The organism is Rhodococcus sp. BP-241 (genome assembly GCF_019836145.1).
In the GTDB taxonomy this organism is placed as follows: Bacteria; Actinomycetota; Actinomycetes; order Mycobacteriales; family Mycobacteriaceae; genus Rhodococcoides.
In genome coordinates, this window is record NZ_JABUEI010000015.1 from 1 (window position 1) to 25978 (window position 25978).

Annotated in this window: 20 protein-coding genes and 1 tRNA gene; 6 read left to right on the forward strand and 15 right to left on the reverse strand. The window is 69.0% G+C overall.

Features of this window, described 5'->3' with window-relative positions; translation table 11 throughout:
- Positions 1-45 precede the first annotated feature (45 nt).
- The 3 genes from HQ308_RS20975 to HQ308_RS20985 all read right to left on the reverse strand — a co-directional run bounded on the left by HQ308_RS20975 (position 46) and on the right by HQ308_RS20985 (position 3752).
- Positions 46-1506: a PP2C family serine/threonine-protein phosphatase gene (locus tag HQ308_RS20975; protein ID WP_222641398.1), complete on the reverse strand. Its 1461-nt coding sequence runs from the start codon at positions 1504-1506 to the stop codon at positions 46-48.
- A complete protein-coding gene (locus HQ308_RS20980; protein WP_027505924.1) occupies positions 1503-1964 on the reverse strand; it encodes an FHA domain-containing protein in 462 nt (153 codons plus the stop codon). The genes HQ308_RS20975 and HQ308_RS20980 overlap by 4 nt, the downstream gene beginning before the upstream one ends.
- A 138-nt stretch (positions 1965-2102) precedes the next feature.
- Positions 2103-3752, reverse strand: coding sequence for a DUF3662 and FHA domain-containing protein (locus HQ308_RS20985; protein ID WP_222647770.1), 1650 nt, complete (start codon positions 3750-3752; stop codon positions 2103-2105).
- Between the two features lie 275 nt (positions 3753-4027).
- On the opposite strand from HQ308_RS20985, the gene HQ308_RS20990 reads away from it, so the two are divergent.
- The 3 genes from HQ308_RS20990 (at position 4028) to HQ308_RS21000 (ending at position 10618) form a co-directional block, all read left to right on the forward strand.
- A tRNA-Leu gene (locus HQ308_RS20990) sits at positions 4028-4113 on the forward strand.
- 444 nt (positions 4114-4557) lie between these two features.
- Positions 4558-9159 carry a glutamate synthase large subunit gene (gene gltB / locus HQ308_RS20995; RefSeq protein WP_222632497.1) on the forward strand — a complete coding sequence of 1534 codons (4602 nt, stop codon included), beginning with the start codon at positions 4558-4560 and terminating at the stop codon, positions 9157-9159.
- Complete coding sequence (locus HQ308_RS21000; RefSeq protein ID WP_222647772.1) at positions 9152-10618, forward strand: glutamate synthase subunit beta; 1467 nt, start codon at positions 9152-9154, stop codon at positions 10616-10618. Before gltB ends, HQ308_RS21000 begins: the two co-directional genes overlap by 8 nt.
- 78 nt (positions 10619-10696) lie before the next feature.
- Here the strand turns inward: HQ308_RS21000 and HQ308_RS21005 are convergent, their stop codons facing one another.
- Positions 10697-12208: an MFS transporter gene (locus HQ308_RS21005; RefSeq protein ID WP_027505920.1), complete on the reverse strand. Its 1512-nt coding sequence runs from the start codon at positions 12206-12208 to the stop codon at positions 10697-10699.
- A gap of 114 nt (positions 12209-12322) precedes the next feature.
- Here HQ308_RS21005 and HQ308_RS21010 point away from each other — a divergent pair, with 114 nt between their 5' ends.
- Together HQ308_RS21010 and HQ308_RS21015 are read left to right on the forward strand one after the other, a co-directional pair.
- Positions 12323-13189 carry an NAD(P)-dependent oxidoreductase gene (locus HQ308_RS21010; protein ID WP_222647774.1) on the forward strand — a complete coding sequence of 289 codons (867 nt, stop codon included), beginning with the start codon at positions 12323-12325 and terminating at the stop codon, positions 13187-13189.
- 97 nt (positions 13190-13286) lie between these two features.
- Entirely contained in the window at positions 13287-13571 is a 285-nt protein-coding gene (locus tag HQ308_RS21015; RefSeq protein WP_222647776.1) for a putative quinol monooxygenase, read from the forward strand.
- 1 nt (position 13572) lies between these two features.
- Here HQ308_RS21015 and HQ308_RS21020 read toward each other — a convergent pair whose 3' ends face one another.
- The 10 genes from HQ308_RS21020 to lysX form a co-directional block, all read right to left on the reverse strand.
- The gene (locus tag HQ308_RS21020; protein WP_222647778.1) at positions 13573-15165 is read right to left on the reverse strand and encodes a phage infection protein; all 1593 of its coding nucleotides are present in this window, start codon (positions 15163-15165) and stop codon (positions 13573-13575) included.
- Positions 15166-15252: 87 nt separating this feature from the next.
- Complete coding sequence (locus HQ308_RS21025; RefSeq protein ID WP_222641406.1) at positions 15253-15870, reverse strand: histidine phosphatase family protein; 618 nt, start codon at positions 15868-15870, stop codon at positions 15253-15255.
- Positions 15871-15889: 19 nt separating this feature from the next.
- The gene (locus HQ308_RS21030; protein ID WP_222647780.1) at positions 15890-16288 is read right to left on the reverse strand and encodes an MmcQ/YjbR family DNA-binding protein; all 399 of its coding nucleotides are present in this window, start codon (positions 16286-16288) and stop codon (positions 15890-15892) included.
- A 22-nt stretch (positions 16289-16310) separates the two neighbouring features.
- Positions 16311-16850, reverse strand: a complete 540-nt coding sequence (locus tag HQ308_RS21035) for a GNAT family N-acetyltransferase (RefSeq protein WP_222647782.1) — start codon at positions 16848-16850, stop codon at positions 16311-16313.
- A gap of 2 nt (positions 16851-16852) precedes the next feature.
- Positions 16853-17656 (reverse strand): transglutaminase family protein, encoded by an 804-nt coding sequence (locus HQ308_RS21040; RefSeq protein WP_027505913.1) that lies wholly within the window; start codon positions 17654-17656, stop codon positions 16853-16855.
- A 19-nt stretch (positions 17657-17675) separates the two neighbouring features.
- Positions 17676-18845: a zinc-dependent alcohol dehydrogenase gene (locus HQ308_RS21045; RefSeq protein ID WP_222641384.1), complete on the reverse strand. Its 1170-nt coding sequence runs from the start codon at positions 18843-18845 to the stop codon at positions 17676-17678.
- Between the two features lie 9 nt (positions 18846-18854).
- Positions 18855-19388, reverse strand: a complete 534-nt coding sequence (locus HQ308_RS21050) for a hypothetical protein (RefSeq protein WP_222647784.1) — start codon at positions 19386-19388, stop codon at positions 18855-18857.
- A 334-nt stretch (positions 19389-19722) separates the two neighbouring features.
- Entirely contained in the window at positions 19723-20607 is an 885-nt protein-coding gene (locus HQ308_RS21055; RefSeq protein WP_222629337.1) for an oxygenase MpaB family protein, read from the reverse strand.
- A 26-nt stretch (positions 20608-20633) separates the two neighbouring features.
- Positions 20634-21518 (reverse strand): alpha/beta fold hydrolase, encoded by an 885-nt coding sequence (locus HQ308_RS21060; RefSeq protein ID WP_261776412.1) that lies wholly within the window; start codon positions 21516-21518, stop codon positions 20634-20636.
- A 9-nt stretch (positions 21519-21527) separates the two neighbouring features.
- Positions 21528-24887: a bifunctional lysylphosphatidylglycerol synthetase/lysine--tRNA ligase LysX gene (gene lysX / locus HQ308_RS21065; RefSeq protein WP_222647788.1), complete on the reverse strand. Its 3360-nt coding sequence runs from the start codon at positions 24885-24887 to the stop codon at positions 21528-21530.
- A gap of 224 nt (positions 24888-25111) precedes the next feature.
- On the opposite strand from lysX, the gene HQ308_RS21070 reads away from it, so the two are divergent.
- Positions 25112-25687, forward strand: a complete 576-nt coding sequence (locus HQ308_RS21070; RefSeq protein ID WP_027505908.1) for a TerD family protein — start codon at positions 25112-25114, stop codon at positions 25685-25687.
- Here the strand turns inward: HQ308_RS21070 and HQ308_RS21075 are convergent, their stop codons facing one another.
- Positions 25688-25975: a hypothetical protein gene (locus HQ308_RS21075; protein WP_308115851.1), complete on the reverse strand. Its 288-nt coding sequence runs from the start codon at positions 25973-25975 to the stop codon at positions 25688-25690. It abuts the gene before it with no gap.
- Between the last annotated feature and the right edge of the window lie 3 nt (positions 25976-25978).

Consider the following 25978-nt stretch of genomic DNA (forward strand, 5'->3'; position numbering starts at 1 on the left):
GGCTGGGGGTGGGCCGGTTCGGGGTCGGCAGGTTCGGAGCGGACATCACGAACCCGTCCTGCAGGTCTGGCCCGCCACCAGCGTCGGCGTCGGTGCCGGGGTGGGCTCGATCGTGGTGGTCACGGGAGCCGCCGGATCGACGGGCACCGCCGGGTCCGGAGCGGGCGGTGCGGCCGTGGGAGCAGGCGTGGCCTCGGGGGTGGCGCTCGGCGTGGTGGTGGCGCTCGCCGGCGGCGTGCACGGGGGCAGCAGGTCACCGGACGCAAGTCGCGCCACCTGGGTGCGCGCGTCGTCGAGGGTGCCCGACGGCAGACCCGAGCGCACCTGTTCGCGTGCCGAGGGCTGGAGATCGTCGACACCCAGGATCGTGCAGTCGGCGTCGCCGGGAGCGCGCAGCTCGACCGTCGCGTCCTCGGTGGCCGTGGCCCCGTCGCGGACGCAGCCGACCAGATCGACCTCCTGCAGCGAGAAGCCGAGCACCGAACCGGAGACTCCGCGCATCACCACCACGCGACCGTCGTCGGTTCCGACGTAGTAGTTACGTTGCAGCAGTTGCCATCCCACGACGAGACCGACGACGAGAAGGGCGACCACGCCGAGGCCGGCGAGTGACCACCGGAGCTTGTGCGACTTCTTCTCCGGCACGGGCGGTGGTGTCACGACACGTTTCGGGGTGGTGCGGGGCGGCCGCATGGCGGCGGCGCGGCCGGCTGCCGTGTTCGGCGGCGGCGCGTCCTCCTCGTCGGACATCGACGCGGCTCCGGCGAGAATGGGGTGCGACTGGCCGTAGTCCAGATCGATGACGTCGGCGACGACGACGGTGACGTTGTCGGGGCCACCGCTGCGCAGCGCCAGCTCGATGAGCCGATCGGCGCACTCGTCGTTCTCGCCCTCGCGGAGCGTGTCGGCGATGGTCTCGCTGCTGACGACGTCGGACAGGCCGTCCGAGCACAGGAGATACCGATCCCCGGCGCGGGCCTCCCGCACCGTGAGCGTCGGCTCGATCTCGTTACCGGTGAGCGCGCGCATGATGAGCGACCGCTGCGGGTGCGAGTGCGCCTGCTCGGCCGTGATCCGGCCCTCGTCGACCAGGGACTGGACGAACGTGTCGTCTCGCGTGATCTGCGTCAGCTCGTCGTCGCGCAGCAGGTAGGCACGCGAGTCGCCGATGTGGACGAGCCCGATCTTTCTGCCGCCGAACAGGATCGCCGTCAGGGTCGTTCCCATGCCGTCGAGCTCGGGATCCTCCTCGACCTGCTCGGCGATGGTGGCGTTGCCCTCGCGCGTCGCCCGTTCGAGCTTGCCCAGGAGATCGTCTCCCGGCTCGTCGTCGTCGAGGTGGGCGAGCGCCGCGATCATGAGCTGGGACGCGACCTCACCGGCGGCGTGCCCTCCCATGCCGTCGGCGAGAGCGAGCAGGCGCGCACCGGCGTAGACCGAGTCCTCGTTGTTGGATCGCACGAGACCGCGATCGCTGCGCGCGGCGTAGCGGAGAACCAGTGTCACGGGCGCAGCTCGATCACGGTCTTGCCGACGCGGACGGGCGTGCCCAGCGGGACGCGCACCGCCGTCGTGACCTTGGCCCGGTCGAGGTAGGTGCCGTTGGTCGAACCGAGATCCTCGACGTACCAGTCACCCCCGCGAGGAGACAGCCGTGCGTGGCGCGTGGACGCGTAGTCGTCGGTGAGGACCAACGTCGAGTCGTCCGCCCGACCCATGAGGACCGGCTGCGACCCGAGCGTGATGCGGGTACCGGCCAGCGAACCCTGCGTGACCACCAGCTGCTTGGCCACCTTCGCCTTGCGGCCCTGCAGCGACACCGGTGACGTGCGGGAGCGCGGTGCCACCCGCAGCCCGGAGGCCGCATAGATGTCCGACCGCAGGGTGCGCAGCACTGCCCAGACGAACAACCACAGGATCAGGAGGAAGCCAGCTCGAGTGAGCTGCAGAATCAATCCCTGCACAGCGTGTCACCTCCTCGTGTCACCAGAAGCCGGGTCACGGCTTTCTCGGTCGCCCGGGGACGTCCCGTCTCGGAGCATCATAAGGGCAGGCGCCGACGGCCGGTGTCGGCCGCCGCACCCGTCGCCGGTCCGGTCGTGTCAGACGATGCGGACGAGGATCTCCGAATGTCCGGCACGGACGATGTCGCCGTCGGCCAGCTGCCAGTCCTGGACCGGTGCACCGTTCACGGTCGTGCCGTTGGTGGAACCCAGGTCGGACAGCATGGCCACCCGGCCGTCCCAGCGGATCTCGAAGTGCCGACGCGAGACGCCGGTGTCGGGGAGCCGGAACTGGGCCTCCTGGCCGCGACCGACGACGTTGCCGCCCTCGCGCAGCTGGTAGTGACGGCCGCTGCCGTCCTCGAGCTGCAGGGTGGCGGCGAGCCCGCGAGACGCGGCCGGGCGGTCGTAGTCGTCCCCGTCCGCGACCTGCTGGTAGCCCTGTGTGGCCGGCTGGTCGTACGCCGCCGCAGCGCCGTACGCCCGCGGCTGTGCGGCCTGGCCACCGTCGGCGTAGCCGCGCTGGTCGTAGTCGCCGTACGCCTGCTGACGGTCCTGACCGTGCTGGTCCTGACCGTGCTGGTCGTAGCCCGACCGGTCGTAGCCGCCCTGGTCGTAGCCGCGCTGGTCGTACCCGCCCTGGTCGTAGCCGCGCTGGTCGTAACCACCCTGGTCGTACCCGCGCTGGTCATAGCCGCCCTGGTCGTAGCCCTGCTGGTCGTACCCGGCCTGGCCGTAGCCCTGCTGGCCGTAGGCGCGGGGATCGGGTCCACCCTGGTCGTACTGAGGACGGCCGTGACCGCGCGGATCCGCCGCCGGCTGTCCGTAGGCCTGGCGGTCGTACGGCTGCTGAGCGGGAGGCTGCTGGCCGTAGGCACGCGAGTCGTAGGGGGCGCGGTTCTGCGGCTGGCGTCCGTAACCCTGGTCGTAGCCGCCCTGCTCGTGACCCTGCTGGTCGTACCCGGCCTGGCCGTACCCCTGCTGGTCGTACCCGGCCTGGCCGTAGCCCTGCTGATCGTGCCCCTGTCCGTACGGTGCGCGTCCGTATCCGCCCTGCTCCTGACCGGCGGGCGGGCGGCCGTAGCCGCGGGCGTCCTGCTCGGAGTCGCCGTACGCGCGGGGCGGGCGCACCCGGTTCTCCGCCGCCGGGTCGACGCGGCCCGACGCCTCGGGGTCGTACGCCTCGGACGGGTACGCGCTGCCGTTGCGAGGGGCACGGGCGGCGACGCCCGATGCGGGCCGATCGTTGTCGCGGTCGGGCTCGTCGCCCTGGTTCTGAGTCCCTGAGTTCTGGGTCATGGGGCCGGCTCCTGATGTCGACGACGGTCGGTCTTGTGCAGTGGACTGGTGAGGTGGAGCGCTCTGCTGGGGTGACGCGTCGGGATCGACTGTTCCCGACGTGCGGAACTGTCCCGTGTGCAGTGTGGTGGACGGTTCGAAGCGGACCACCACGCGCCCGTACGTCTGCCATCCCTGGTCGGTGATGAAGTCCTGGAGATGGCGTGAGAAGGCGCGAGTGGTGAGGTCGTGGTCGGACGCGAGCCTGTCGTGATCCGACGGGCTGATGGTGATGACGTAGGCGTTGGGTGCCAGCAGATGTCCGCCGTCCAGCGTGCGGACCGACATGGTGGCCTCCTGCTGGAGGGCCGCCTCGACCTCCTGCGGCACCACACCGCCACCGAAGACGCGAGCGAAGGCGTCACCGACAGCACTCTGCAGCTTTCTCTCGAATCGCTGAACCACTCCCATGACACCCTCCTTCTCCGTCTTCGTCGGTACTGCGTCTCACATCGGTACTGCGTCCGTGCGTCGGAGACTCATGATGCTGGAACCGTCCCCGAGGCGTCCACGCCGCCGACGTCCGCGCAGGCCGTGCGGCCTCGCGTGTCCTTCCGTCGTGCGACTACCGATCCATGCTATACGCCCGGAACCGGTTCCCGGCCCCGCCTCGGGACCGGAAACCCGGACCGACGGTATGGATTTCTGCCCGAGTGACGGGTCGTGTTAATCTCGTCCTGTCGCTCGGGCGAGTGGCGGAATGGCAGACGCGCTGGCTTCAGGTGCCAGTGTCCTTCGGGACGTGGGGGTTCAAGTCCCCCTTCGCCCACCACACTGGCCGTAGCCGAGAAATCGCTACGGCCAGTAGTCTTTCATCGGACGTACGTCTCGGTGTGAGATCTCCGACGTCGAGCTCGTGCGCTCCCGGAGTATTCTCGTGAACGAACGCCGAGGTACCGCGCAACGTCGCGCACACACCCACACCGCCGGGGGAACGACCAGGTCAGGCCCGAATGAGGATGCCCTGATTTGTGAATTCGACCGGTTCCTGACTTATCGTTCAGCTGCGGGGTCGACCCACAAGGATCGCCCCTGCCCGAAAACACTCGGTCACCACCTCGGAACGGATCGTTGTCCGAGAGTGGCCGGAGCCCCATCGGAGTGCGTGTTCAACGGTGAACCCGCTCTCGCATCGCCCCGCGGTGGCTCGCGTCGAATCTCGGACGTGGCCGCGCTCTCGCGGATCTTGGCTCGACTCGTCAGTTAGGCAAGACACATGCAGCTTCCCGGACACCGGTACCCATCAGCGCGCGGCCTCTACGATCCCGCCAACGAACACGACTCCTGCGGTGTCGCGTTCGTGGTCGACATGCACGGCCGACGGAGCCGCGACATCGTCGACAAGGCGATCACGGCGCTGATCAATCTCGAACACCGCGGCGCTGCGGGTGCCGAGCCCAACACGGGTGACGGTGCCGGCATCCTGATCCAGGTCCCCGACGCGTTCTACCGCGCCGTGGTCGACTTCGATCTGCCGCCCGAGGGTTCCTATGCCACCGGTATCGCGTTCCTCCCGCAGGCGCGCGCCGCGTCCGCCGAGGCTGTCGCCGGTGTCGAGCGTGTCGTGACCGAGGAGGGCCTCGAGGTTCTCGGCTGGCGCGACATCGAGACGGACGACGCCTCCCTGGGCGCGCTGGCGCGCGACGCCATGCCGACGTTCCGCCAGCTGTTCGTCGCCGCTCCCGACCGTGCACTGTCCGGCATCGATCTCGAGCGCCGCGCGTTCGTCGTGCGCAAGCGCGTCGAGCACGAGCTCGGCCTCGAAGGCCCCGGCAAGGACGGTCCCGGACGCGAGTCCGTGTACTTCCCGTCGCTGTCGCCGTCGACCATCGTCTACAAGGGCATGCTCACGACGCCGCAGCTGCGAGGCTTCTACCTCGATCTGCAGGACGAGCGCGTCGTCAGTGCCCTCGGTCTGGTGCACTCGCGCTTCTCCACCAACACGTTCCCCTCCTGGCCGCTGGCACACCCGTTCCGCCGGGTCGCGCACAACGGTGAGATCAACACCGTCACCGGCAACGAGAACTGGATGCGTGCCCGCGAGGCCCTCATCGAGTCGGACGTCTTCGGTGGCCCGGAGAAGCTCGAGAAGATCTTCCCGGTGAACACGCACGGAGCGTCGGACACCGCGCGCTTCGACGAGGTGCTGGAGTTCCTGCACCTCGGCGGTCGCAGCCTGCCGCACGCCGTGCTGATGATGATCCCCGAGGCGTGGGAGCACCACGACAAGATGGATCCGGCTCGCCGGGCGTTCTACCAGTACCACTCGACTCTGATGGAGCCGTGGGACGGACCGGCGTCGGTGTGCTTCACCGACGGCACCGTCATCGGCGCGGTCCTCGACCGCAACGGCCTGCGTCCGAGCCGTCTCTGGGTCACCGAGGACGGCCTGGTCATCATGGCGTCCGAGGTCGGCGTCCTCGACATCGAGCCGTCGAAGATCGTGCGCAAGGTTCGCCTGCAGCCCGGCCGCATGTTCCTGGTGGACACCGCGCAGGGCCGCATCGTCAGCGACGACGAGATCAAGGACGAGCTCGCCGCCGAGCACCCCTACCAGGAGTGGCTCGACGAGGGTCTCGTCGAGATCGACGACCTGCCCGAGCGCCCGCACGTCCACATGACGCACGACCGTGTGCTGATCCGTCAGCAGATCTTCGGCTACACCACCGAGGAACTGACCATGCTGGTCGCTCCCATGGCCAAGGCCGGCGCCGAGGCCATCGGGTCCATGGGCACCGACACGCCCGTCGCCGTGCTCTCGAACCGCCCGCGCATGCTGTTCGACTACTTCTCCCAGCTGTTCGCCCAGGTGACGAATCCGCCCCTGGACGCCATCCGGGAAGAGGTGGTCACCAGCCTCGGCGGCACCATCGGACCCGAGCGGGATCTCCTGCAGCCCAGTGCCGAAGCATGCCGGCAGATCGTGCTGAAGTCGCCGATCCTGCACAACGACGAGCTGGCGAAGCTGGTCCACATCAACGACGACGGCACCCAGGACGGACTGCGCTCCGTGGTGGTCCGCGGCCTCTACCCGGTCGCCGAAGGCGGTGAGGGACTACGTCGTTCGCTCGAGATCATTCGTTCGCAGGTCTCCGCGGCGATCGACGGCGGCGCGCGCATCGTCATCCTGTCCGACCGCGAGTCGAGCGAGCGGCTGGCACCGATTCCGTCGCTGCTGCTGACCTCGGCCGTGCATCACCACCTCGTCCGAGAGAAGACCCGCACCAAGGTGGGGCTGATCGTCGAGGCCGGTGACGCCCGCGAGGTCCACCACATGGCCACCCTCGTCGGCTTCGGTGCCGCAGCGGTCAACCCCTACATGGCGTTCGAGTCGATCGAGGACATGATCGATCGCGACACCCTGCAGGGCATCGACTACGACAGTGCCGTCAAGAACTACATCAAGGCCGCCGGCAAGGGCGTGCTGAAGGTGATGTCGAAGATGGGTATCTCGACGCTCGCCTCGTACACCGGCGCCCAGCTGTTCCAGGTCATCGGCCTGTCGCAGGCCCTGGTCGACGAGTACTTCTACGGCGTGCAGTCGCCGCTCGGCGGCATCGACCTCGATCAGATCGCGGCCGACGTCGCGGTGCGTCACGGAGTGGCATACCTGGACAACAAGTTCGAGCGCGCGCACCGCGAGCTCGAGACGGGCGGCGAGTACCAGTGGCGCCGCGAGGGCGAGTACCACCTGTTCAACCCGGACACGGTGTTCAAGCTCCAGCATGCCACCCGCACCGGTCAGTACTCCGTGTTCAAGGAGTACACCCGCATGGTGGACGACCAGTCCGAGCGGCTCGCGTCGCTGCGCGGACTGTTCCGCTTCAAGACCGAGGGTCGCACCCCGATCCCGATCGACGAGGTCGAGTCGGCACGCGACATCGTCAAGCGTTTCTCCACGGGTGCGATGAGCTACGGCTCCATCTCGGCCGAGGCGCACGAGACGCTGGCCATCGCGATGAACCGCCTCGGTGGTCGCTCGAACTCGGGTGAGGGCGGCGAGGACACCGCACGCTTCCTCCCCGACGAGAACGGTGACTGGCGTCGGTCGGCCATCAAGCAGGTCGCGTCGGGTCGTTTCGGTGTCACGTCGAACTACCTGACCAACTGCACCGACATCCAGATCAAGATGGCGCAGGGCGCCAAGCCCGGTGAGGGCGGCCAGCTTCCGGCGCACAAGGTGTACCCGTGGGTGGCCGAGGTGCGTCATTCCACGCCGGGTGTCGGCCTCATCTCGCCGCCCCCGCACCACGACATCTACTCGATCGAGGATCTGGCTCAGCTGATCCACGACCTGAAGAACGCCAACCCGTCGGCGCGCATCCACGTGAAGCTCGTCTCCGAGGTCGGTGTCGGTACGGTCGCCGCCGGTGTCTCCAAGGCGCACGCGGACGTGGTGCTCATCTCGGGCCACGACGGCGGCACGGGCGCCACCCCCTTGACGTCGGTCAAGCACGCCGGCGCACCGTGGGAGCTCGGCCTGGCCGAGACCCAGCAGACGTTGCTGCTCAACGGTCTTCGCGATCGCATCGTCGTGCAGGTCGACGGTCAGCTCAAGACCGGTCGCGACGTCATGGTCGCCGCGCTGCTCGGTGGTGAGGAGTTCGGCTTCGCCACCGCGCCGCTGGTGGTCTCGGGCTGCATCATGATGCGCGTCTGCCACCTCGACACCTGCCCGGTGGGCGTGGCGACGCAGAACCCACTGCTGCGCAAGCGGTTCGCCGGTCAGCCGGAGTTCGTCGAGAACTTCTTCCTGTACATCGCCGAGGAGGTCCGCGAGTACCTCGCGGAGTTCGGTTTCCGCACGCTCGACGAGGCCATCGGCCAGGTCGCGCTGCTGGACACCACCGCGGCGAAGGATCACTGGAAGGCGTCGAAGCTCGATCTGTCGCCGATCCTGGACGTCGCGGAGTCGGCGTTCATGAACCAGGATCTCTACTGCACCGGCACGCAGGACCACGCGCTGGACAAGGCTCTCGACCAGCAACTCATCGCGCAGAGCCGCGAGGCACTGGACAAGGGCGAGAAGGTCGAGTTCTCGACGCGGATCACCAACGTGAACCGCACCGTGGGCACGATGCTCGGCCACGAGGTCACCAAGGCGTACGGCGAGGACGGTCTGCCGGAAGGCACGATCGACATCACCTTCACCGGATCGGCCGGTAACAGCTTCGGAGCGTTCGTGCCCAAGGGCATGACGCTGCGACTGCAGGGCGACGCCAACGACTTCGTCGGCAAGGGTCTGTCCGGTGGGCGGATCGTCGTACGCCCGTCGCTCCAGGCCAACTCGAGCTTCGTCGCCGAGAACAACATCATCGCCGGCAACGTGATCCTCTTCGGTGCCACCGAGGGTGAGGCGCTCATCCGCGGTGTCGTCGGTGAGCGGTTCGCCGTCCGTAACTCGGGCGCCGTCGCGGTGGTCGAGGGTGTCGGTGACCACGGGTGCGAGTACATGACCGGTGGCAAGGTCGTCATTCTCGGCGAGACCGGCCGCAACTTCGGTGCCGGCATGTCCGGCGGTGTGGCGTTCGTCTTCGACCCGAACTCGACCTTCGAGGACAACCTGAACACCGAGCTCGTCGACATCGAGGAGCTCCAGGGTGACGAGTTCGCGTGGCTCAAGGATGCGATCACGCGGCATCGTGACGAGACCGGGTCCGAGGTCGCCGAGCGCATCCTCGCGGACTGGTCGCAGCAGGTCAATCACTTCGTGAAGGTGATGCCCCGCGACTACAAGAAGGTACTGCTCGCGATCTCCGAGGCCGAGAAGAACGGCGCGGACGTGGACGAGGCGATCATGGAGGCAGCTCGTGGGTGATCCACAAGGATTTCTGAAGAACACGTCGCGGGAGCTCCCGTCGCGGCGTCCCGTCGACCTGCGCCTGATGGACTGGAAGGAGGTGTACGAGGACTTCTCCACGGACACCCTCCGCACCCAGGCCAGCCGGTGCATGGACTGTGGCATTCCGTTCTGCCACAACGGGTGCCCGCTCGGGAATCTGATCCCCGAGTGGAACGACCTGGTGTACAAGGACCGGTGGCGCGAGAGCATCGACCGGTTGCACGCCACCAACAACTTCCCGGAGTTCACGGGCCGGCTGTGCCCGGCCCCGTGTGAGGCGTCGTGCGTCCTGGGCATCAACCAGGACCCGGTGACCATCAAGCAGGTCGAGGTCGAGATCATCGATCGCGCCTTCGACGAGGGATGGGTCCAGCCCGTCTACCCGACGTACCTCACCGGCAAGAAGGTGGCCGTCGTCGGTTCCGGCCCCGCGGGTCTCGCTGCAGCGCAGCAGCTCACGCGTGCCGGCCACACCGTCACCGTGTTCGAGCGAGCAGATCGCATCGGCGGACTCCTGCGCTACGGCATCCCCGAGTTCAAGATGGAGAAGCGCCACATCGATCGCCGGTTGGCGCAGATGGAGGCCGAGGGCACCATCTTCCGCACCGGTGTCGATGTCGGTGTCGACATCACCGCGGACGAGCTCCGCGAGGAGTTCGACTCGGTCGTCCTGTCGGGCGGTGCCACCAAGGCCCGCGACCTCGAGGTCCCCGGCCGCGAGTACGGCGGCATCCATCAGGCGATGGAGTTCCTGCCCTGGGCCAACCGTGTCCAGCTCGGCGACGACGTCGTCGACCAGTACGGCCAGCCGCCCATCACGGCGAAGGGCAAGAAGGTCGTCATCATCGGCGGCGGCGACACCGGCGCGGACTGCCTCGGCACGTCGCACCGTCAGGGCGCGGCCAGCGTCCACCAGTTCGAGATCATGCCCCGCCCGCCGGAGGAGCGCGCCGGATCCACCCCGTGGCCGACGTACCCGCTGGTCTACCGCGTGTCCTCGGCTCACGAGGAAGGCGGCGAGCGCGTCTTCTCCGTCAACACGGAGCGTTTCACGGGCGAGAACGGCATGGTCACCGGACTCGACGCGCACGAGGTCGAGTTCAAGGACGGTCGCTTCGCCAAGGTCGAGGGGTCGGACTTCCACCTCGAGGCCGACATCGTGTTCCTCGCGATGGGCTTCACCGGACCCGAGAAGCCGGGCCTGCTCACCGATCTCGGGGTGAACCTCAACGAGCGCGGCAACGTGTCGCGGACCGACAAGTGGAACACCAACGTCGACGGCGTCTTCGTGGCCGGCGACATGGGCCGCGGTCAGTCGCTCATCGTGTGGGCCATCGCCGAGGGCCGCTCCTGCGCGTCCGCGGTCGATTCGTTCCTCATGGGAAAGACGGCGCTGCCCGCGCCGATCGTGCCCACCCAGGCACCCCAGCGGTAGCGAGCCCACACACCCGGTACGAACAGAACACCCCCTGCAGCCTGCTGCAGGGGGTGTTCTGTGTCGGGAGTCGGTGCGTCAGCGCGCTCGACGGAACAGGACGGCGGCCGCGCTGCCGGCGATCAGCAGCGTGACGAGCGTGGCCCCGGACGCGGCGACGATGCCGTCCACGTACGCCTCGCGGGCGCGGGACGCGAGGTCGGGCCCGACGTCGGGTGACATCCGGCCGGCTTCGGCCAGGGTGCCGGCGAGCGTGCCGTCTCCGGACGTGTCGGCGGGCCCCAGCACCAGGCGGTACGTGGCCACGCTGATGGAGCCGAGCACGGCGATGCCCAGTGCCCCACCGAGTTCCGCGCCCGTCTCCGACACGGCACCGGCCGCGCCCGCCTTCTCCGGTGCCGCGGTGGCGAGCACCCGATCCGAGCCGAACGTCGTGCCGGTACCCACACCGAACGCAGCGATCACCATGCCGCACAGCAGGATCGCGAGCGTGGCGCCCGACCCGACGTCCGAGGGGAGGGCCACCGCACCGATCACGACGGCACCGACAAACATGACGGAGATGGCGCCGACGAGGATGACGGCCGGCGGGCGGCGCTTCATGATCAGGGGGGCCGTCAGTGAGGCGGTGGCCGTCGCGATCGCCGGGATCAGCGACCACAGTCCCGCCTCGAGGGTGCCGAGCCCCATGACGAGCTGAAGATATTGCGACAGCATCAGATTGAAGCCCGTGATGATGAAGACCGACACGAGGATGACGATCACCGCGACGGAGAAGGCCGGGGTGCGGAACAGGTCGAACTCGATGACGGGGTGCGTGCTCGCGCGTTGACGTCGCACGAACCACCAGCCGACCAGGAGCCCCACCGCGAGCGCGGCGGCCACCTGCCAGTCGAGGCCGTTCTGCGCGGCGTGCTTGAGCGCGTAGACGATACCGAGCATCGCGACGATCGAGGCGCCGACGGCGGGCAGGTCGAAGCGGCCGGGGTTCGGGTTCTTCGCCTCGGGCAGCATCACCGGCGCGGCGATCAGCAGGACCACCATGATCGGGATGTTGATGAGGAACACCGAGCCCCACCAGAAGTACTCGAGCAGCGCGCCCGCGATGACCGGGCCGAACGAGCCACCGCCGGCGAATCCGGCCGTCCAGATTCCGATGGCGACACCGCGCTGCACGGGGTCGACGAAGAGCTTGCGCAGCAACGACAGTGTCGACGGCGCGAGGGTGGCGCCGCCGATTCCGAGAAGCACCCGCGAGGCGATGAGGGCCTCCGGGGTGTGCGAGAAGGCGGCGGCGACGGACGCGATGCCGAAGACGAGCGACCCGATCATGAGCAGCCGACGGGTGCCGATGCGGTCGCCGAGGGAGCCCATCGTGACCAGTAGGCCGGCGAGCATGAAGCTGTAGATGTCGAGGATCCACAGCTGCTGCGAGCTGCTCGGCTGGAGATCCTCGGTCAGCGAGGGCAGGGCGAGGTACAGGACCGACATGTCCATCGAGACGAGGACGATGGGGACGACGAGGACGGCGAGACCCCACCACTCGCGACGCCCCGCCCGTTCGGTGGCGGGCGTGTCGGTGCTGGTCATGCGTGATCCGTTCGAGAGTGCGTGTGGTGGTGCTCCGTGAGGGGAACACCCTGCATTGCAACACACGGAGCGGGTCGGAAAAGAATCCGCTCCAGCCGGTGAGAGGGAACGAACATGCGGGTGGCAGTACTGGGAACCGGAACGATGGGCGCGGGCATGGCGGGGTCTTTGCTCCGCGGCGACCACGAGGTGACGGTGTGGAACCGCAACGCCGATCGCGCGGCGCCGCTGAAGGACCAGGGGGCGACCGTCGCGGACGATCCGGCGGCCTGCGTCGCTGACGCCGACGTGATCGTCACGATGCTCTACGACGAGTCGGCCACCGCGGACACGGCCACCACCTTCCTGTCCGCGGTGAAGGACGGCGCCGTGTGGGTCCAGTCCGCGACCGTCGGTCCGGCCGGCGCCCGACGGCTGGCCGATCTGGCGCAGCACCACGGGGTCGCCTTTCTCGACTGCCCGATGCTGGGGACCAAGGAGCCGGCGGAGTCGGGCAAGCTGACGGCGCTGGCCTCCGGACCCGCCGAGGCGCTCGAGTCGGTGCGCCCGGTGCTCGAGTCGATGACGGTGAAGATCGTGAACGCGGGGACGGCGCCCGGCCGGGCGAGTGCGCTCAAACTGGCGTGCAACGCGATGGTGTCCACGCTCACGGCGGCCACGGCGCAGTCACTCGCGATGGCGTCGGAACTGGGCCTGGAGCCCTCGCTCGTCCTCGAAGCGCTCGACGGTGGTCCGATCAACGCGCCGTACACACAGATGAAGGGCCGCTCGATGATCGAGCGCGACTTCACCCCGTCGTTCGGGATCGACGGCGTGGTCAAGGACGTCGACCTGATGATCGATGCGGTGGATCCGCGCACCTCCCGCCTGCTGCAGGCCGTGCGCAGTGCGTACGTGGACGCGAGCGTCGCGGGGCACGGCGCCGACGATCTGGCGGCCGTCGTCACGGCCTTCGAGAACGACGAGGGGTTCCAGGGCTGAGTCGTCAGGGGGCAGTCGGGCGATAACCGACGCCCGCCGCCGCTCCTCGCCGTACGTTCGGGTGGACCGATGACGAACGAGCGAGACGAGAACGACGATGAGTGATCTGCACGTGGTGGCCACCATTCCGGTGACGGACGGCTTCGACGAGGTGCTGGAGGCGATGCGGCAGTTCGCCGTTCTCACGCGCGAGGAGGACGGCTGCCTGGAGTACGACGTCTACACCTCGAACGCGGCGCCCGACACCATCGTCACCGTCGAGGTGTGGCGGGACCAGGCGGCCCTCGACGGGCACATGGCGTCACCGCACATGGCCGACATCATGGGTCGCCACGGCGCCAAGCTGGGCGCCCTGGCGATCCACCCGTTGACGCCCGCCTGAGTCAGGCGAGGCGCGGTTCGTCCCGGTAGGCCGCGCGGTCGTCCTCCGGGTCGGACCGGGCGACGAGCGAGTAGACGAGACCGGACACCGCGAGCAGGGCGACCATCACGAGGACGGCGAGCCAGCCGGTCGAGTCCATGGCGTCCGCCGCGATGCGCTCGAGTCCGGCGGCGAGCCACCCGACGGGCGTGAAGGCCGCGGCCTTGCCGAAGACGGAGCTGTCGGGCGACCCCACCAGGGCTCCGCCTGCCAGGACGAGCTGGACGAGCAGCAGCACCAGGTTGATCGACTGGCCGACGGCACGGCCGAACGCCATCTGCACGGCGCCCGCCGCGGCGAGGAACGCCGCGGAACCCAGGAACAGGAAGACGATGCCGCCGAGGAGCGAGCCGAAGCTGAGACCGTCGCCGACGAACCAGTAGGCGATACCCGCAGCTGCGGTGACCGCGAGGGCCCCGAGGACGGGTGCGATGCGCGCCACGCGGTCCCGACGCGTCAGAAGGCGCATCAGACTCACCGCGGCAGCCGCGGCCACGGCCACCAGTGCCGCGATCAGGTAGTAGTTCGACGGGGTGCTTCCCTGCACGACGAGCGTGGTCTGCGTCTGACCGTTCTCGTCGGTGGTCGTGGTCGCCGCTACTGCGTTGGCCGCGGGCAGCGAGGTCTGCGCGGTCTTCACGTTGGTCTGCAGGGTGCTGACGACGCCGCCGATCGGCTCGATGCCGGTCGTGATCTGGTCGGTGCCCGCCTTCAGCTGCTTGCCACCGTCGTCGAGCTGGATGATGCCGTCGTTCAGCTGGCCGGCGCCCGTGGAGAGCAGCGCGCTGCCGTCGACGGCGGTGTTCACGCCGGTGACGAACTCACTGGACGGATCGTCGAGCTGGAACGCGAGCAGGGCGGCGCCGTCGCGCAGCTGGTTGATCTGGGAGACGGTGTCGGGGCCGATGCCTTGCGCGTTCAGCGTGTCGATGAGCTCACGCAGCTGCCGTGCCGCGTCGGTGGTGATCGGGTTGTTCAGCACCTCGATGCGGTTCGCGACGTCCGCGATGGACGAGGTGACCTGGGCCTGCTTCTCGCCGAGCGCCAACAGGGGCGTCGTCAGCTGGTTCACGCCGCCGCTGATCTGCACGGCGCCGTCACCGAGCTGGCCCACTCCGCCCTGCAGCTGCACGAGTCCGCCGGCCAGCTGAGAGTTGCCGTCCGCGAGCTGCTGGGACCCGGAGCGCGCCTGCCCGAGGCCGTCGGAGAGCTGGGTGACTCCGTCGGTGAGCTGCGGCGCCGCGTCGGTCAGCTGAGTGAGTCCACCGCTGAGCAGGCTCAGGGGCAACTGCGTCTGGGTGAGAGCCGAGCGCGTCTTCGCCAGCGGGTCTCCCGCAGCGGGGGTGCCGCCGTCCGTGCCCTCGGAACCGTCTGCCGAGGTGGTGGTCTCGGAACTGCTCTGCGAGGCCAGGGGAACGACGTCGTTCCCGCTGAACGACGCGTAGAGGCCGGCCAGGAGCAGGGGGAGGGCGATCACGAGAACGACGATCACGGGCCGCGACAACGTGGCGACGAGACCCGAACGCGGGGCACCGTGTGCTGAGGGAGAAGTCATGATACTGCTCAGGCTAACCGGTGCCGACGCGCTCGACGGACCGTGCCGAGCACCGATCGTGCCCGTAATGCCCTGTGACCTGCGCGATTAAGAAGTCGGTGAGGATCGTGCGCGGTTCCGGGGGAGCAGATCCCACACGTGCTGCGTCTCGTTCACCGACGCTACCGTACGTCTGCCGCTGCGCGAGAACAGTATTCGCGTGACCGAGACGTAGTCGATCGGGAAGGTCAGAGGCATGGCGGTGCCGAGCAGATCCTGCAGGTGGACGTTGATCACCCCGCCGTGGGCGAAGACCGCGACCGTGTCCTCCGGCTCCGCGTCCCGCACCACCGAGGCGATGTCGTCGAACACCCGTCGGCGGAAGGCGTCGGCGTCCACCGCGCTCGGCAGATGCCCGGCCTTGATGCGCTCGAACTCGGCGGGGAACTTCTCGCGCGCCTCCTCGATGGGGAGGTAACCCGGGAAGTCGCGGTCGTACTCGGCCAGACCGTCGAGCACGTCCACCGGTAGTCCGGTGTCCGCGGCGAGCGGTTCCGCGGTCTGCCGGGCGCGCAGTTGTGGACTGCTGACGATGCGCGCGAGCCGATGGGCGCGCAGCCCGTCGGGCACGCGCGCGGCCTGCTCGAGTCCCAGCGGCGCGAGGGCGGGATCGGCATCCGCGTCGGAACGCAGCGGGAGAGCGTGGCGGATCAGCAGCAGTTGCACAGCGGCCACTGTCTCACGGTCACGAGAGCGTTCCGAGTTCTGCCACCAGCCGTGCCGGCGCCGTCCGCCGGAACGACATGTCGAGCAGTTCGTCGACCTCGGTCCAGTCGGGGGTCCCGATCGTCAGGTCGAGTCCCACCCAGCCGCTCGCCGCGGTGTACGCGGGCTCGAAGAATCGCTCGTCGTCCAGCAGCGCCGCTCGCTCGTCGGTGTCGGGCAGGACCTGCAGCGACCGATCCCAGCGGGTGGAGGGGTGATCCCCCTTCACCGTGGCGCCGTAGATCGCGAAGACCTTCGTGGTGCGGAAGTTGGGGCGGCCGTGGGAGACCTTCTCGGTGGCGCCCGGCAGGCGCAGGGCTCGCTCCCGCACCGTGGCCAACAACGGATCGTCGTCGCGGAATCGCACAGGATGCTCCATGACCGAGGAGACTAGGCCCTCGTCATCGAGCCGGGCGGTCGATCGCCATCACCACGTGGTCGGTGGGGTCGATCGGATTGTCCGGGGTGAGGTGGGCCTCGGCGACACGTCGGTACCCGGCCTTTTCGAGCGCCCGCCACGACGCCACGTTGCCCGTGGCCACCGGCACGACGACGCACGTCGCGCTCGGGTACCGCCGCCACGTGTCGGCCGTGAACTCGATCAGCACGCGGGTGCCGAGGCCGTGCCCGACGAGGTGCGCCTCGCCGATGAGGTAGTCGATGGTGACGGCCTCCGCGGGCACCGCCCAGAACGGCGCCAGCTCGTCGACGTACTCCGGGTAGTCGTGCCACCGGGCGCGCTGGAGCAGGCCGACGGGGGTTCCGTCGTCGAGAGCCAGCACATCCTCGGACGGCTCCTCGCCGCGGGCGGACGCTCCGAAGTCGCGGGCGACGGCCTCGGCATTGACCTCGTGGTTCCACCACCGCGCCACGTGCGGGTGCGACAACCAGCGCGCGAGCAGCGGGAAGTCGTCCTCGGTGACCCGCCGGAAGGTGATCACGATCAGCGCATGGACACGAGTTCGTGCACGTCGTCGTAGGGGAGCATCCCGTCCACCGTGGCCATGACCTGCATGCGGTCCAGAACGATGTACCCGTCGTGGTTGTCGAGGAACGCGGTGTCGGACGCGTCCCGCCCGGTGGCGATGCGCACGAGGCTCTGCCGTGGGGCCAGCCGGGTCGCGTCGACGACGCGCCAGACGCCGTCGACGTAGGCCTCCGCGACCGCGTGGAAGTCCATCGGGTCGCAGCCGGGCGCGTAGACCGCGACGAGGCGGGCCGGCACCGTCATCGCCCGCAGCAACGCGACGACGAGATGCGTGTAGTCGCGGCAGACTCCGCTACCCGCGAGGAGGGTGTCGGTGGCGCCGTCGATGGGGTCACTGCTGCCGGGGACGTAGCGCAGACGGCGGCCGACCCAGGCTGAGACGCGCTCGAGCACGTCGGCGTCGGAGGTGTAGCGCCCGAACTCGGTCTCGGCGAAGCCCAGGAACTTGTCCGACTCGCTATAGCGGCTCGGCCGCAGGTAGACCGACAGGTCCCGCTCGACCACCGGGGCGGGATCCGCCTCGCCCTCCACGCGGGCGCGGTAGTCGACGACGAGTTGACCACGCCCACAATCGAATCGGTGGATGCGCCCGCCGGTCTCCGCGCGGATCACCGTGGGCGTGATCTCCTCGCCGTCGAGCCGGAACGACAGCGACTCGGTGACCGTCGTCCCCGGCAGTTCGGCGACCGCGATCTGGAACTCGAGGTTGCTGGGGTCGACGACGGTCACGTCGAGGTGGGCAGATACGTCACGCGTCACTCCCGCATGATGCCACCGGTCACGGCCGGAAGATCGCCCGGACGCAGTTGTCCGCCTTCTCCTTGAAGATCGCGTACCCCGCGGGTGATTCCTCGAGCGACATGTCGTGCGTTATCAGGAATGTCGGGTCCAGCTCGCCGGACTGCAGGTGGTCCAGAAGACGCGGGACGTACCGCTGTCCGTGCTGCTGTGCGGAGCGCAGCGTGAGGCCCTTGTTCATGACCAGACCCATGGGAAACTTGTCGGTGACACCGTAGACGCCGAGCACCGAGACGACGCCGCCCTTGCGGACCGTCCTGATCGCCTCCCGCAGCGCCGTCGCGCGGTCGCTCTCGAGGCGCAGCGCCTGCTTCGCCTTGTCGTAGATCTGGCCGACACCGGTGCCGTGGCCCTCCATGCCGACGGCCTCGATCACCGCGTCGGGTCCGCGGCCGCCGGTCATTTCGCGGATCTCGTCGGTGACGCTGTCCGAGGCGGTGTAGTCGACGGTCTCGGCACCGATCTCGTCGCGCGCCATGGCCAGTCGCTCCGGGATCCGGTCGACGACGATCACGCGGCCGGCCCCCATCAGCTGTGCACTGCGCGCCGCCATCAGGCCGACGCCTCCCGCTCCCCACACGGCGATCGTCTCCCCGCCGGTGATCGAGCAGAAGTCCGCACCCATGTACCCGGTGGGAATCGCGTCCGAGGCGAACAGCGCCTGCTCGTCGGTGACGCCGTCGGGAACGGCGAAGCAGTTCTGATCGGCGAACGGCACGCGAATGTACTGCGCGTGCGACCCCTGGTAGCCGCCGAACGGATGCGTGTAGCCGTAGATGCCGCCGGTGGGATAGCCCATGATCGGTCGCTGCAGATCCGCGTTCGGGTTGGTGGTGTCGCACAGTGAGTACTGCTCGTGGTCGCAGTACCAGCAGTTGTTGCACGCGATGAACGACGGCACCACCACGCGGGATCCCACACTCGTGGCCGTCACCTCCGCGCCGACCTCGACCACCCGGCCCATGAACTCGTGGCCGATGACGTCGCCCTCCCGCATGCCGGGGAGGTAGCCGCTCAGGAAGTGCAGGTCGGACCCGCACGTCGTCGTCACCGACACCTCCAGAACGGCGTCGTGGGGATTGACGATCACAGGATCGTCCACGGTCTCGACGGACAGGGTGTTCACGCCGGTCCAGCAGAGTGCACGCATGTCGGTCTCCTACTTCTCGCTCGGTCGGGCGGACGGAGTGGGCACGAGTGTCGGGATCTCGCCCGTCTGCAGCAGTGCCCGAGCGCGGTAGAGGATCTTGTAGGCCGCGATGCGCGTCGCGACGTCGGGGAGGGGGAGATCGAGCTCCAGCGTCACCTCGGTCCCGAGGTCGAGCGGAGCCTCGGCGAAGCGCACGACGGCGAGGTCGCCGCTGTCGTCGCGGCGGGTGAACCGCACTCCGTGGTCGTCGGCCGACCGAGTGGTCTCCACGGCGACGGCGACGTCGTTCCCGTCGGAGACGGTCCACGTGACCACGTCCCCGCCGTCGTCCGACACCGAGGCGATGTCGCCCAGGACGCGGGACAACTGCGGGGTGTCCGTCCAGAAGGCGCGCGCGGTGGGAACGTCCACGGCGATGGTCAGGGTCACGGGCCCGGCGGACTCGGTCTCGCCGCGGCCGGTCACCTTCTGCACTGCGGGGTTCTGCAGCGCGGTCTCGGCTGCCGCCTTCACCGCGTTGCGCGCTGTCTCGACGATGCTCACGTCCACCACTCCTCAGGTCTGCGTGGCGGGCGCATACCCGAGGAGGAGTGAGGAAAACGTCGCGGAATCCTTCTCTGTCCGCCGGCTGCTGGCCCGGCGGCACTGGAAGTGAAAGTGAGGCCGTCGGCTCCGCTCACACGCCGCTCCCCGAGCTGCCACTTCTCCCGCTACCAGGAGAAGTGTCATGACCCTGAGACACGAGCGCGTTCGTGACGCCGGTGAAGTCCTGTCACGCCACGACCAGCAGTCGATGAGGGCCGCGGCACCAGCGCTGGCCGGTCTGTCGCGGTCAGGTCGGATGGACCGCTGAGATGCACACGGTTCGGACGCTGCGTCACGCCGTGGTGCGAGTCAGCTCGTCCTGCGCCGTCGGGCCCGCGCCCAGTGCCCACCGGATGGCGGTGGTGACGGCGATGCCGCTCGCGCGCACGGCGGTGGCCTCGGTGATCGGAAGGTAGGGCAACCGGAGGGGGAAGCGGGTCCACCGCGGCATCATCGACACCGCCACCGACGACAGCAGACCGTAGGCGGGGCGTACTGCCAACGGGATCGGTGGGTTGAGCAGGATGAAGCGGGCGGTGCGACGTGCTGCGGGAGTGCCGCGCAGTTCGGGCCGGTACATCGCCAGCATCTCGTTCAGCTCGTCGACCGTCTCGGGCACGTCCTCGGCGCCGAGCCCGCGAGCGACCCAGGCCGACTCCCGGACGTAGGCGTCGCGGCCGCCGGCATCGAGAGGTCGGGCACCGTAACGATCGTGCGCGCGCAGGAAGCTGTCGATCTCCGCGACGTGGACCCACCGCAGCAGGTGCGGATCCGACGCGGCGTACGGCCGCCCGTCCGGCGCGACTCCCGTGATGCGCTTGTGCACGGCGCGCACGATTCGCACGGCGCGCTCCGCGTCCTCGATGGTGCCGAACGTGGTCTCGGCGAGGAACGTGCTGGTGCGTTGCAGACGGCCCCACGGGTCGCCGCGGTAGCCGGAGTGCTCGTCCACGGCAGCCATCGCCAGCGGGTGCAACGACTGCAGGAGCAGGGCGCGCATTCCGCCGACGAACATCGACGCATCGGCGTGGACGCGCTGGATCGCCGAATCGGGGCCGTACCGACGCGGCCCCTCGGCCAGGTGGATCCGGTCGCGTCGAGCGGGGCCCTCGTCGCCCGCGACCCGCGCGAAGATGGTCTCGCCCACTCGGGTCTGGACCGTGCGCAGAGGATTCATCTCTCCAGTGTGCGCTCGTGCGGCGTTCAGCCGGTGGAGACAGTTCTCACCAGCGCCGCGACTCGCCGGGGCTGATCGATCATGGCGTGGTGGTGCGACGGGGACACCACGGCGAAGCGGCCGCCGAGGTAGCGGGCCAGACGCTGCTGGCGCCGCAACCACTGCGCTCCCCACGGGGTCCGTCGCCCCGTGTGCGCGGCGGCCACGATGACGGGGACGGACGGAACGGGCGTCGTGCGGCGCAGGCGGTTCAACTCGAGGGCCATGTCGGCGTACACCGCGTACTCGATCGCGGCGGCCTCCAGATAGGAGGGATCGCGGTAGATGCGGCGGAGATCGTCGACCCGGTCGGGCGCGTACCCGTCCGGGGGAATGGCCTGCGTCAGGACGTGGCGCACCGGATCGGCGAGCAACCGTTGCAGACCGGCGGCCGAGACGATGCGGGCGATCACGCGAGTCACCGGAATGCGGATGCGCGGCGGCACCAGGGCCGACGGCGACTTCTCGACGCTCGAGTCGAGCAGCACGAGCCCCGCCGTGCGCGCGGGGTACGACCGCGCGAAGCCCTCGACGTAGAAGCCGGCCATCGAGTGCCCCACCAGGACCACGGGGTCCGTCATCGCGAGGGCGTCCAGGACGACGAGGATGCGATCGGCCTCCTCGTGCACCGTCGGCACCCGGTCCGGAGGCAGCGGTTCGCTGTAGCCGAAGCCTGGTCGATCGATGGCCACCGTCGTGTGGCCGGCCGCCACCAGCAGCGCGGACACGTCGATCCAGTCGTGCCACGTCGAGGCGAGCCCCCCGCACAGCACGACGACCGGGGCGGGCGCCGCCGCCGCGTCGGGACGGGAGACCACCACGTGCACGGCGGTCCCCAGTACGTCGACGACCACCTCGCCGTTCGGTTTCATGTGAAACATTCAGCTCCGCGGCTTGGCCAACGGGAACGCGAGGGTCTCGCGGATCGACCCGCCCGTGATGAGCATGACCACCCGGTCGACACCCATTCCGAGGCCACCGGTCGGCGGCATGCCGTGCTCGAGCGCCTGGAGGAAGTCCTCGTCCAGTTCCATCGCCTCGGGATCGCCGCCCGCGGCGAGCATCGACTGCGCGGTGAGACGAGCGCGTTGGTCCACGGGGTCGGTCAACTCGCTGTACGCGGTGCCCAACTCGACCCCCCACGCCACCAGATCCCACTTCTCGGCGACGCCCGCGATGCTGCGGTGGGGCCGGGTCAACGGGGACATCGACGTGGGAAAATTGGTGTAGAACGTCGGGAACTCGGTGAAGTCCTCGACGAGGTGCTCGTACATCTCCTGCGCCACGGCCCCCTCGTCCCAGGTCGACTGATACGGGACGTCGTGCAGATCGCACAGACGCTGCAGCTCCGCGAGCGGTGTGTCGGGCCGGACGTCGGCACCGATCTTCTCCGCGACGGCGCCGTGCATGGTCTTCACCGGCCACTCGCCGGAGATGTCGATCTCCGTCATGGTGCCGTCCTCGGCCGGCCGGTAGATCACCTCGCGGCCGTGCGCGGCCACGGCGGCGCGCTGGATCAGCTCCCGGCACAACACCATCGCGCGCTCGTAGTCGCTGTGCGCCTCGTAGGCCTCGAGGATCGTGAACTCCGGATTGTGCTTGAAGTCGGCGCCCTCGTTGCGGAACACGCGACCGATCTCGAAGACCCGCTCCATGCCGCCGACGCACAGCCGCTTGAGGTACAGCTCCGGCGCGATACGGAGGTAGAGATCGAGGTTGTAGGCATTGATGTGCGTGAGGAAGGGTGCCGCGTTCGCGCCGCCGTGAATCTGTTGCAGGATCGGCGTTTCCACCTCCATGTATCCGCGGTCGCCCAACGTGTCGCGCAGCGACTTCACCACCGCGCTGCGGGCACGCATGAGGGCGCGCGCCTGCGGATTGATCTCCATGTCGACGTAGCGCTGACGCACCCGCGCCTCGGGATCGGTGAGCCCGCGGAACTTGTCGGGCAGCGGGTGCAGCGATTTCGCGTTCATGCGCCAGTCGCTCACCAGCAGCGCGAGCGCTCCGGTGCGACTGCGACCGACCACTCCCGTGCAGGAGATCAGGTCGCCCAGGTCGAAATCGGACGTGAAGCGTCGCAACCGATCTCGATCGATGCGCTCGCTGTCGAGGAGGATCTGCAGGTCCCCGCTCCAGTCGCGCACGAGGCCGAAGACGACGCCGCCGTAGTCGCGGATGCGCAGCAGGCGACCGGACACGCGCACGGTGGTGCCCTCCGGGGCGTTCGCCGCGGAGTCCACGGTGTGGGTGGGCGGATGCGCGACGGGGTAGGCGTCGACGCCGTCCGCGGAGAGCCTGTCCAGCTTGGACATCCGCACCCGGACCTGTTCCGGCCGTCGCCGGCCGGGCAGCGTGTCGACGGGTGTGTCGTCGGGCTCGCTCCCGTCGGCGTGCAGCGTGCCGTCGGCCAGCAGCGCGGCGGGAACAGCCTGTCGGGTGCCGGTGTGAGTGCGTGCACCGAGGCCCGGCAGCGTGAGGAAGCCCTCCGCGATGGCCGATGCGGTACCCACCTTCGGCAGATCGCGGTTGTCCTCGAAGCACAGGTACCGCGGTACCCACTCGGGCTGGTACTTGAGGTTCGATCGGTACAGCGCCTCGAGCTGCCACCATCGCGAGAAGAACACGAGCGTCGAACGCCACAGGCGCAGAACAGGTCCCGCACCGATGCGGCCGCCCTCCTCGAACACGGAGCGGAAGACGGCGAAGTTCAGGGACACCTTGGTGATGCCCACGGTGTCCGAGCGGGACGCGAGCTCGGAGACCATGAGCTCGACGGTGCCGTTGGGTGAGGCGGGATCACGGCGCATGAGGTCGAGCGATGCTCCGCTCGCGCCCCAGGGCACGAGGGAGAGGGTGCCGACGACGCGGTCGTCCGCATCGAGCACGGCCTCGACGAGCAGGCAGTCGCCGTCGAGAGGGTCGCCGATGCGCCCGAGTGCCATGGAGAACCCGCGTTCGGTCTCGGTGTCACGCCAGCGGTCGGCACGCTCGACGATGCCCGGCCACTCGTCCTCGGGGATGTCGCGATGCCGTCGGATGCGCACCGTCACGCCCTTGCCGCGCGCCCGATTGACCGCCTGACGCACCGGGCGCATGTCGGGTCCGTTCAGGCTGAACGATCGGGTCTGCAAGATCGCCTCGTCGCCGAGTTCGAGCACGGCGAGTCCCGCCCGCCGGAACGCGGCGGCACCGGTCTCGCTCGCTCCCATCACCGCCGGGGCCCACCCGTACCGAGACGACATCTCGAGCCACGCCTCGATCGCGTGAGGCCAGGACTCCTCGAGGCCGATGGGATCGCCGCTGGCGAGGCACACTCCGACCTCGACGCGATAGGTGATGGCGGCCTTGCCGTTCGGTGCGAAGACCACCGCCTTGTCGCGGCGGGTGGCGAAGTAGGCCAACGAGTCGTCGTGGCCGGAGCGGGCGATGAGTCCGCGTAGCGCCGACTCGTCCGTGCCGGTGAGGGCGTTGCTCGCACGCTGCGAGCGGAACAGTGTCACCACCGCCGCGGCGAGGGCGACGAAGGCGAGCAGTCCCAGAAGAAAGTCGAGGAATCCGTGTGGTCGGCCGCTGAACTGCTCGTTGTCCACCAGTGCCAGGCCGGCCACTCGGTTGAGTGACCACAGGAAGGTCTCGTTCCGCGGCAGCGAACCCGGGAAGGCCTCGAGCAGCGCCCAGCCGGCGAGGATGCCGACGATCAGACCGGTGACGAGAACACCGAGTGCCTTCCATCCGGCGCCGCGTCGGACCTTGGTGTCGAACTCGGTGCGGGAGGCGAGCAGCAGTGCGAGCACCGCGACCTGCAGGACGAGGCCGATCCAGGACCCGACGCTGCCGGGATCGTCCACCAGGGTCGATACGTTCACCACCGCGGATCCGGCCGTGTAGAGAAGAGCGATCCACCACGCGACGCGTTTGCGCGTCGACAGCGCCGCGGCGACCAGAGCGACCACGAAGCCGTAGGACAGGCTCGTGTCGGGAGCGTCGATGACGTACGAGTCGAGCCACTCGCGGGGTACGTGGACGAGGGCTCGGAGCGCGGGTGACAGGCTCCACAGGAGGACCAGCGTCGCGTAGACACCGAGCACGAGGCCGACGTGGTGCGGCACCTGCCGCAGGCGCCCCTTGTGGCGCGACCGGCGATCGGCGCGGGCGACGCGGGACGCGTCGGACAGGCCTGACGGGGACGGTGATGCAGTGCCCGCGGCGGATGCCGCCGGGGTCGCCTGTGTGGCCATGATCGAGCGCCTCCTGCCGGGACCGTGGATGACGGGACGAGCCCGTGCTCCGCAGGACACAGGCTGTGACAGACAACTATGCAGCGTTCGATGCCGCCGCGCGCCCTGTGCTGCGCGGCGGGTCGTCACGAAGGGCCGGGAACCGGAACGACGTCGGGTTCGTTGGCCGGGCAGCACCGATCCGAATACGGATGAATCGGGCGAAACGAGAAGGGATCTCTCACATGGGCGTCAGCCTGACCAAGGGTGGCAACGTGTCTCTCACGAAGGCCGCACCGAATCTGACCGCGGTGTCCGTCGGACTCGGATGGGATCTGCGCACGACGACCGGAACGGATTTCGATCTCGACGCCAGCGCCATCGCGCTCGGCCCGGACAAGAAGGCGCCCGGCAACGAGTACTTCGTCTTCTTCAACAATCTGAAGACTCCGGACGGCTCGATCCAGCACACGGGTGACAACAAGACCGGTGAGGGCGACGGCGACGACGAGGTCATCGACGTCGATCTCGCAGCGGTCCCGTCCACCGTCGACATCGTCACGTTCCCCGTCTCGATCTACGAGGCCGACGCGCGCTCGCAGTCGTTCGGCCAGGTCCGCGGCGCCTACATCCGCGTGATCGACAAGTCGAACGGCACCGAGCTCGCCCGTTACGACCTCACCGAGGACGCCTCGACGGAGACCGCCATGGTCTTCGGCGAGCTGTACCGCAACGGTGCGGAGTGGAAGTTCCGCGCCGTCGGCCAGGGCTACGCCTCCGGACTCGCCGGCATCGCCCGCGACTTCGGCATCAGCGTCTGATCAGTCTCGACGCCTGATCTCGGGGCGGTCGGCTCGTCGCCTCGCGCGCACGACGCCGCCCGCCCCGATGATCATGCCCACGATGGACAGCACGTCCGACTCGGTGAATCCGTGCTGGAGTGAGAACACCACCAGCACACGGCCCTCGAGCGGCGCGTTGAAGAGCAGCCAGCCGATCGACGCGAGCACCACCGCGGAGATCGACCAGGCGTTCGGCCGCGCCAGGCACCACGCCGACGCGGCGAACAGCGAGTTCATGACCACGAGTGCGTGGAAGATGTCGATCACGGG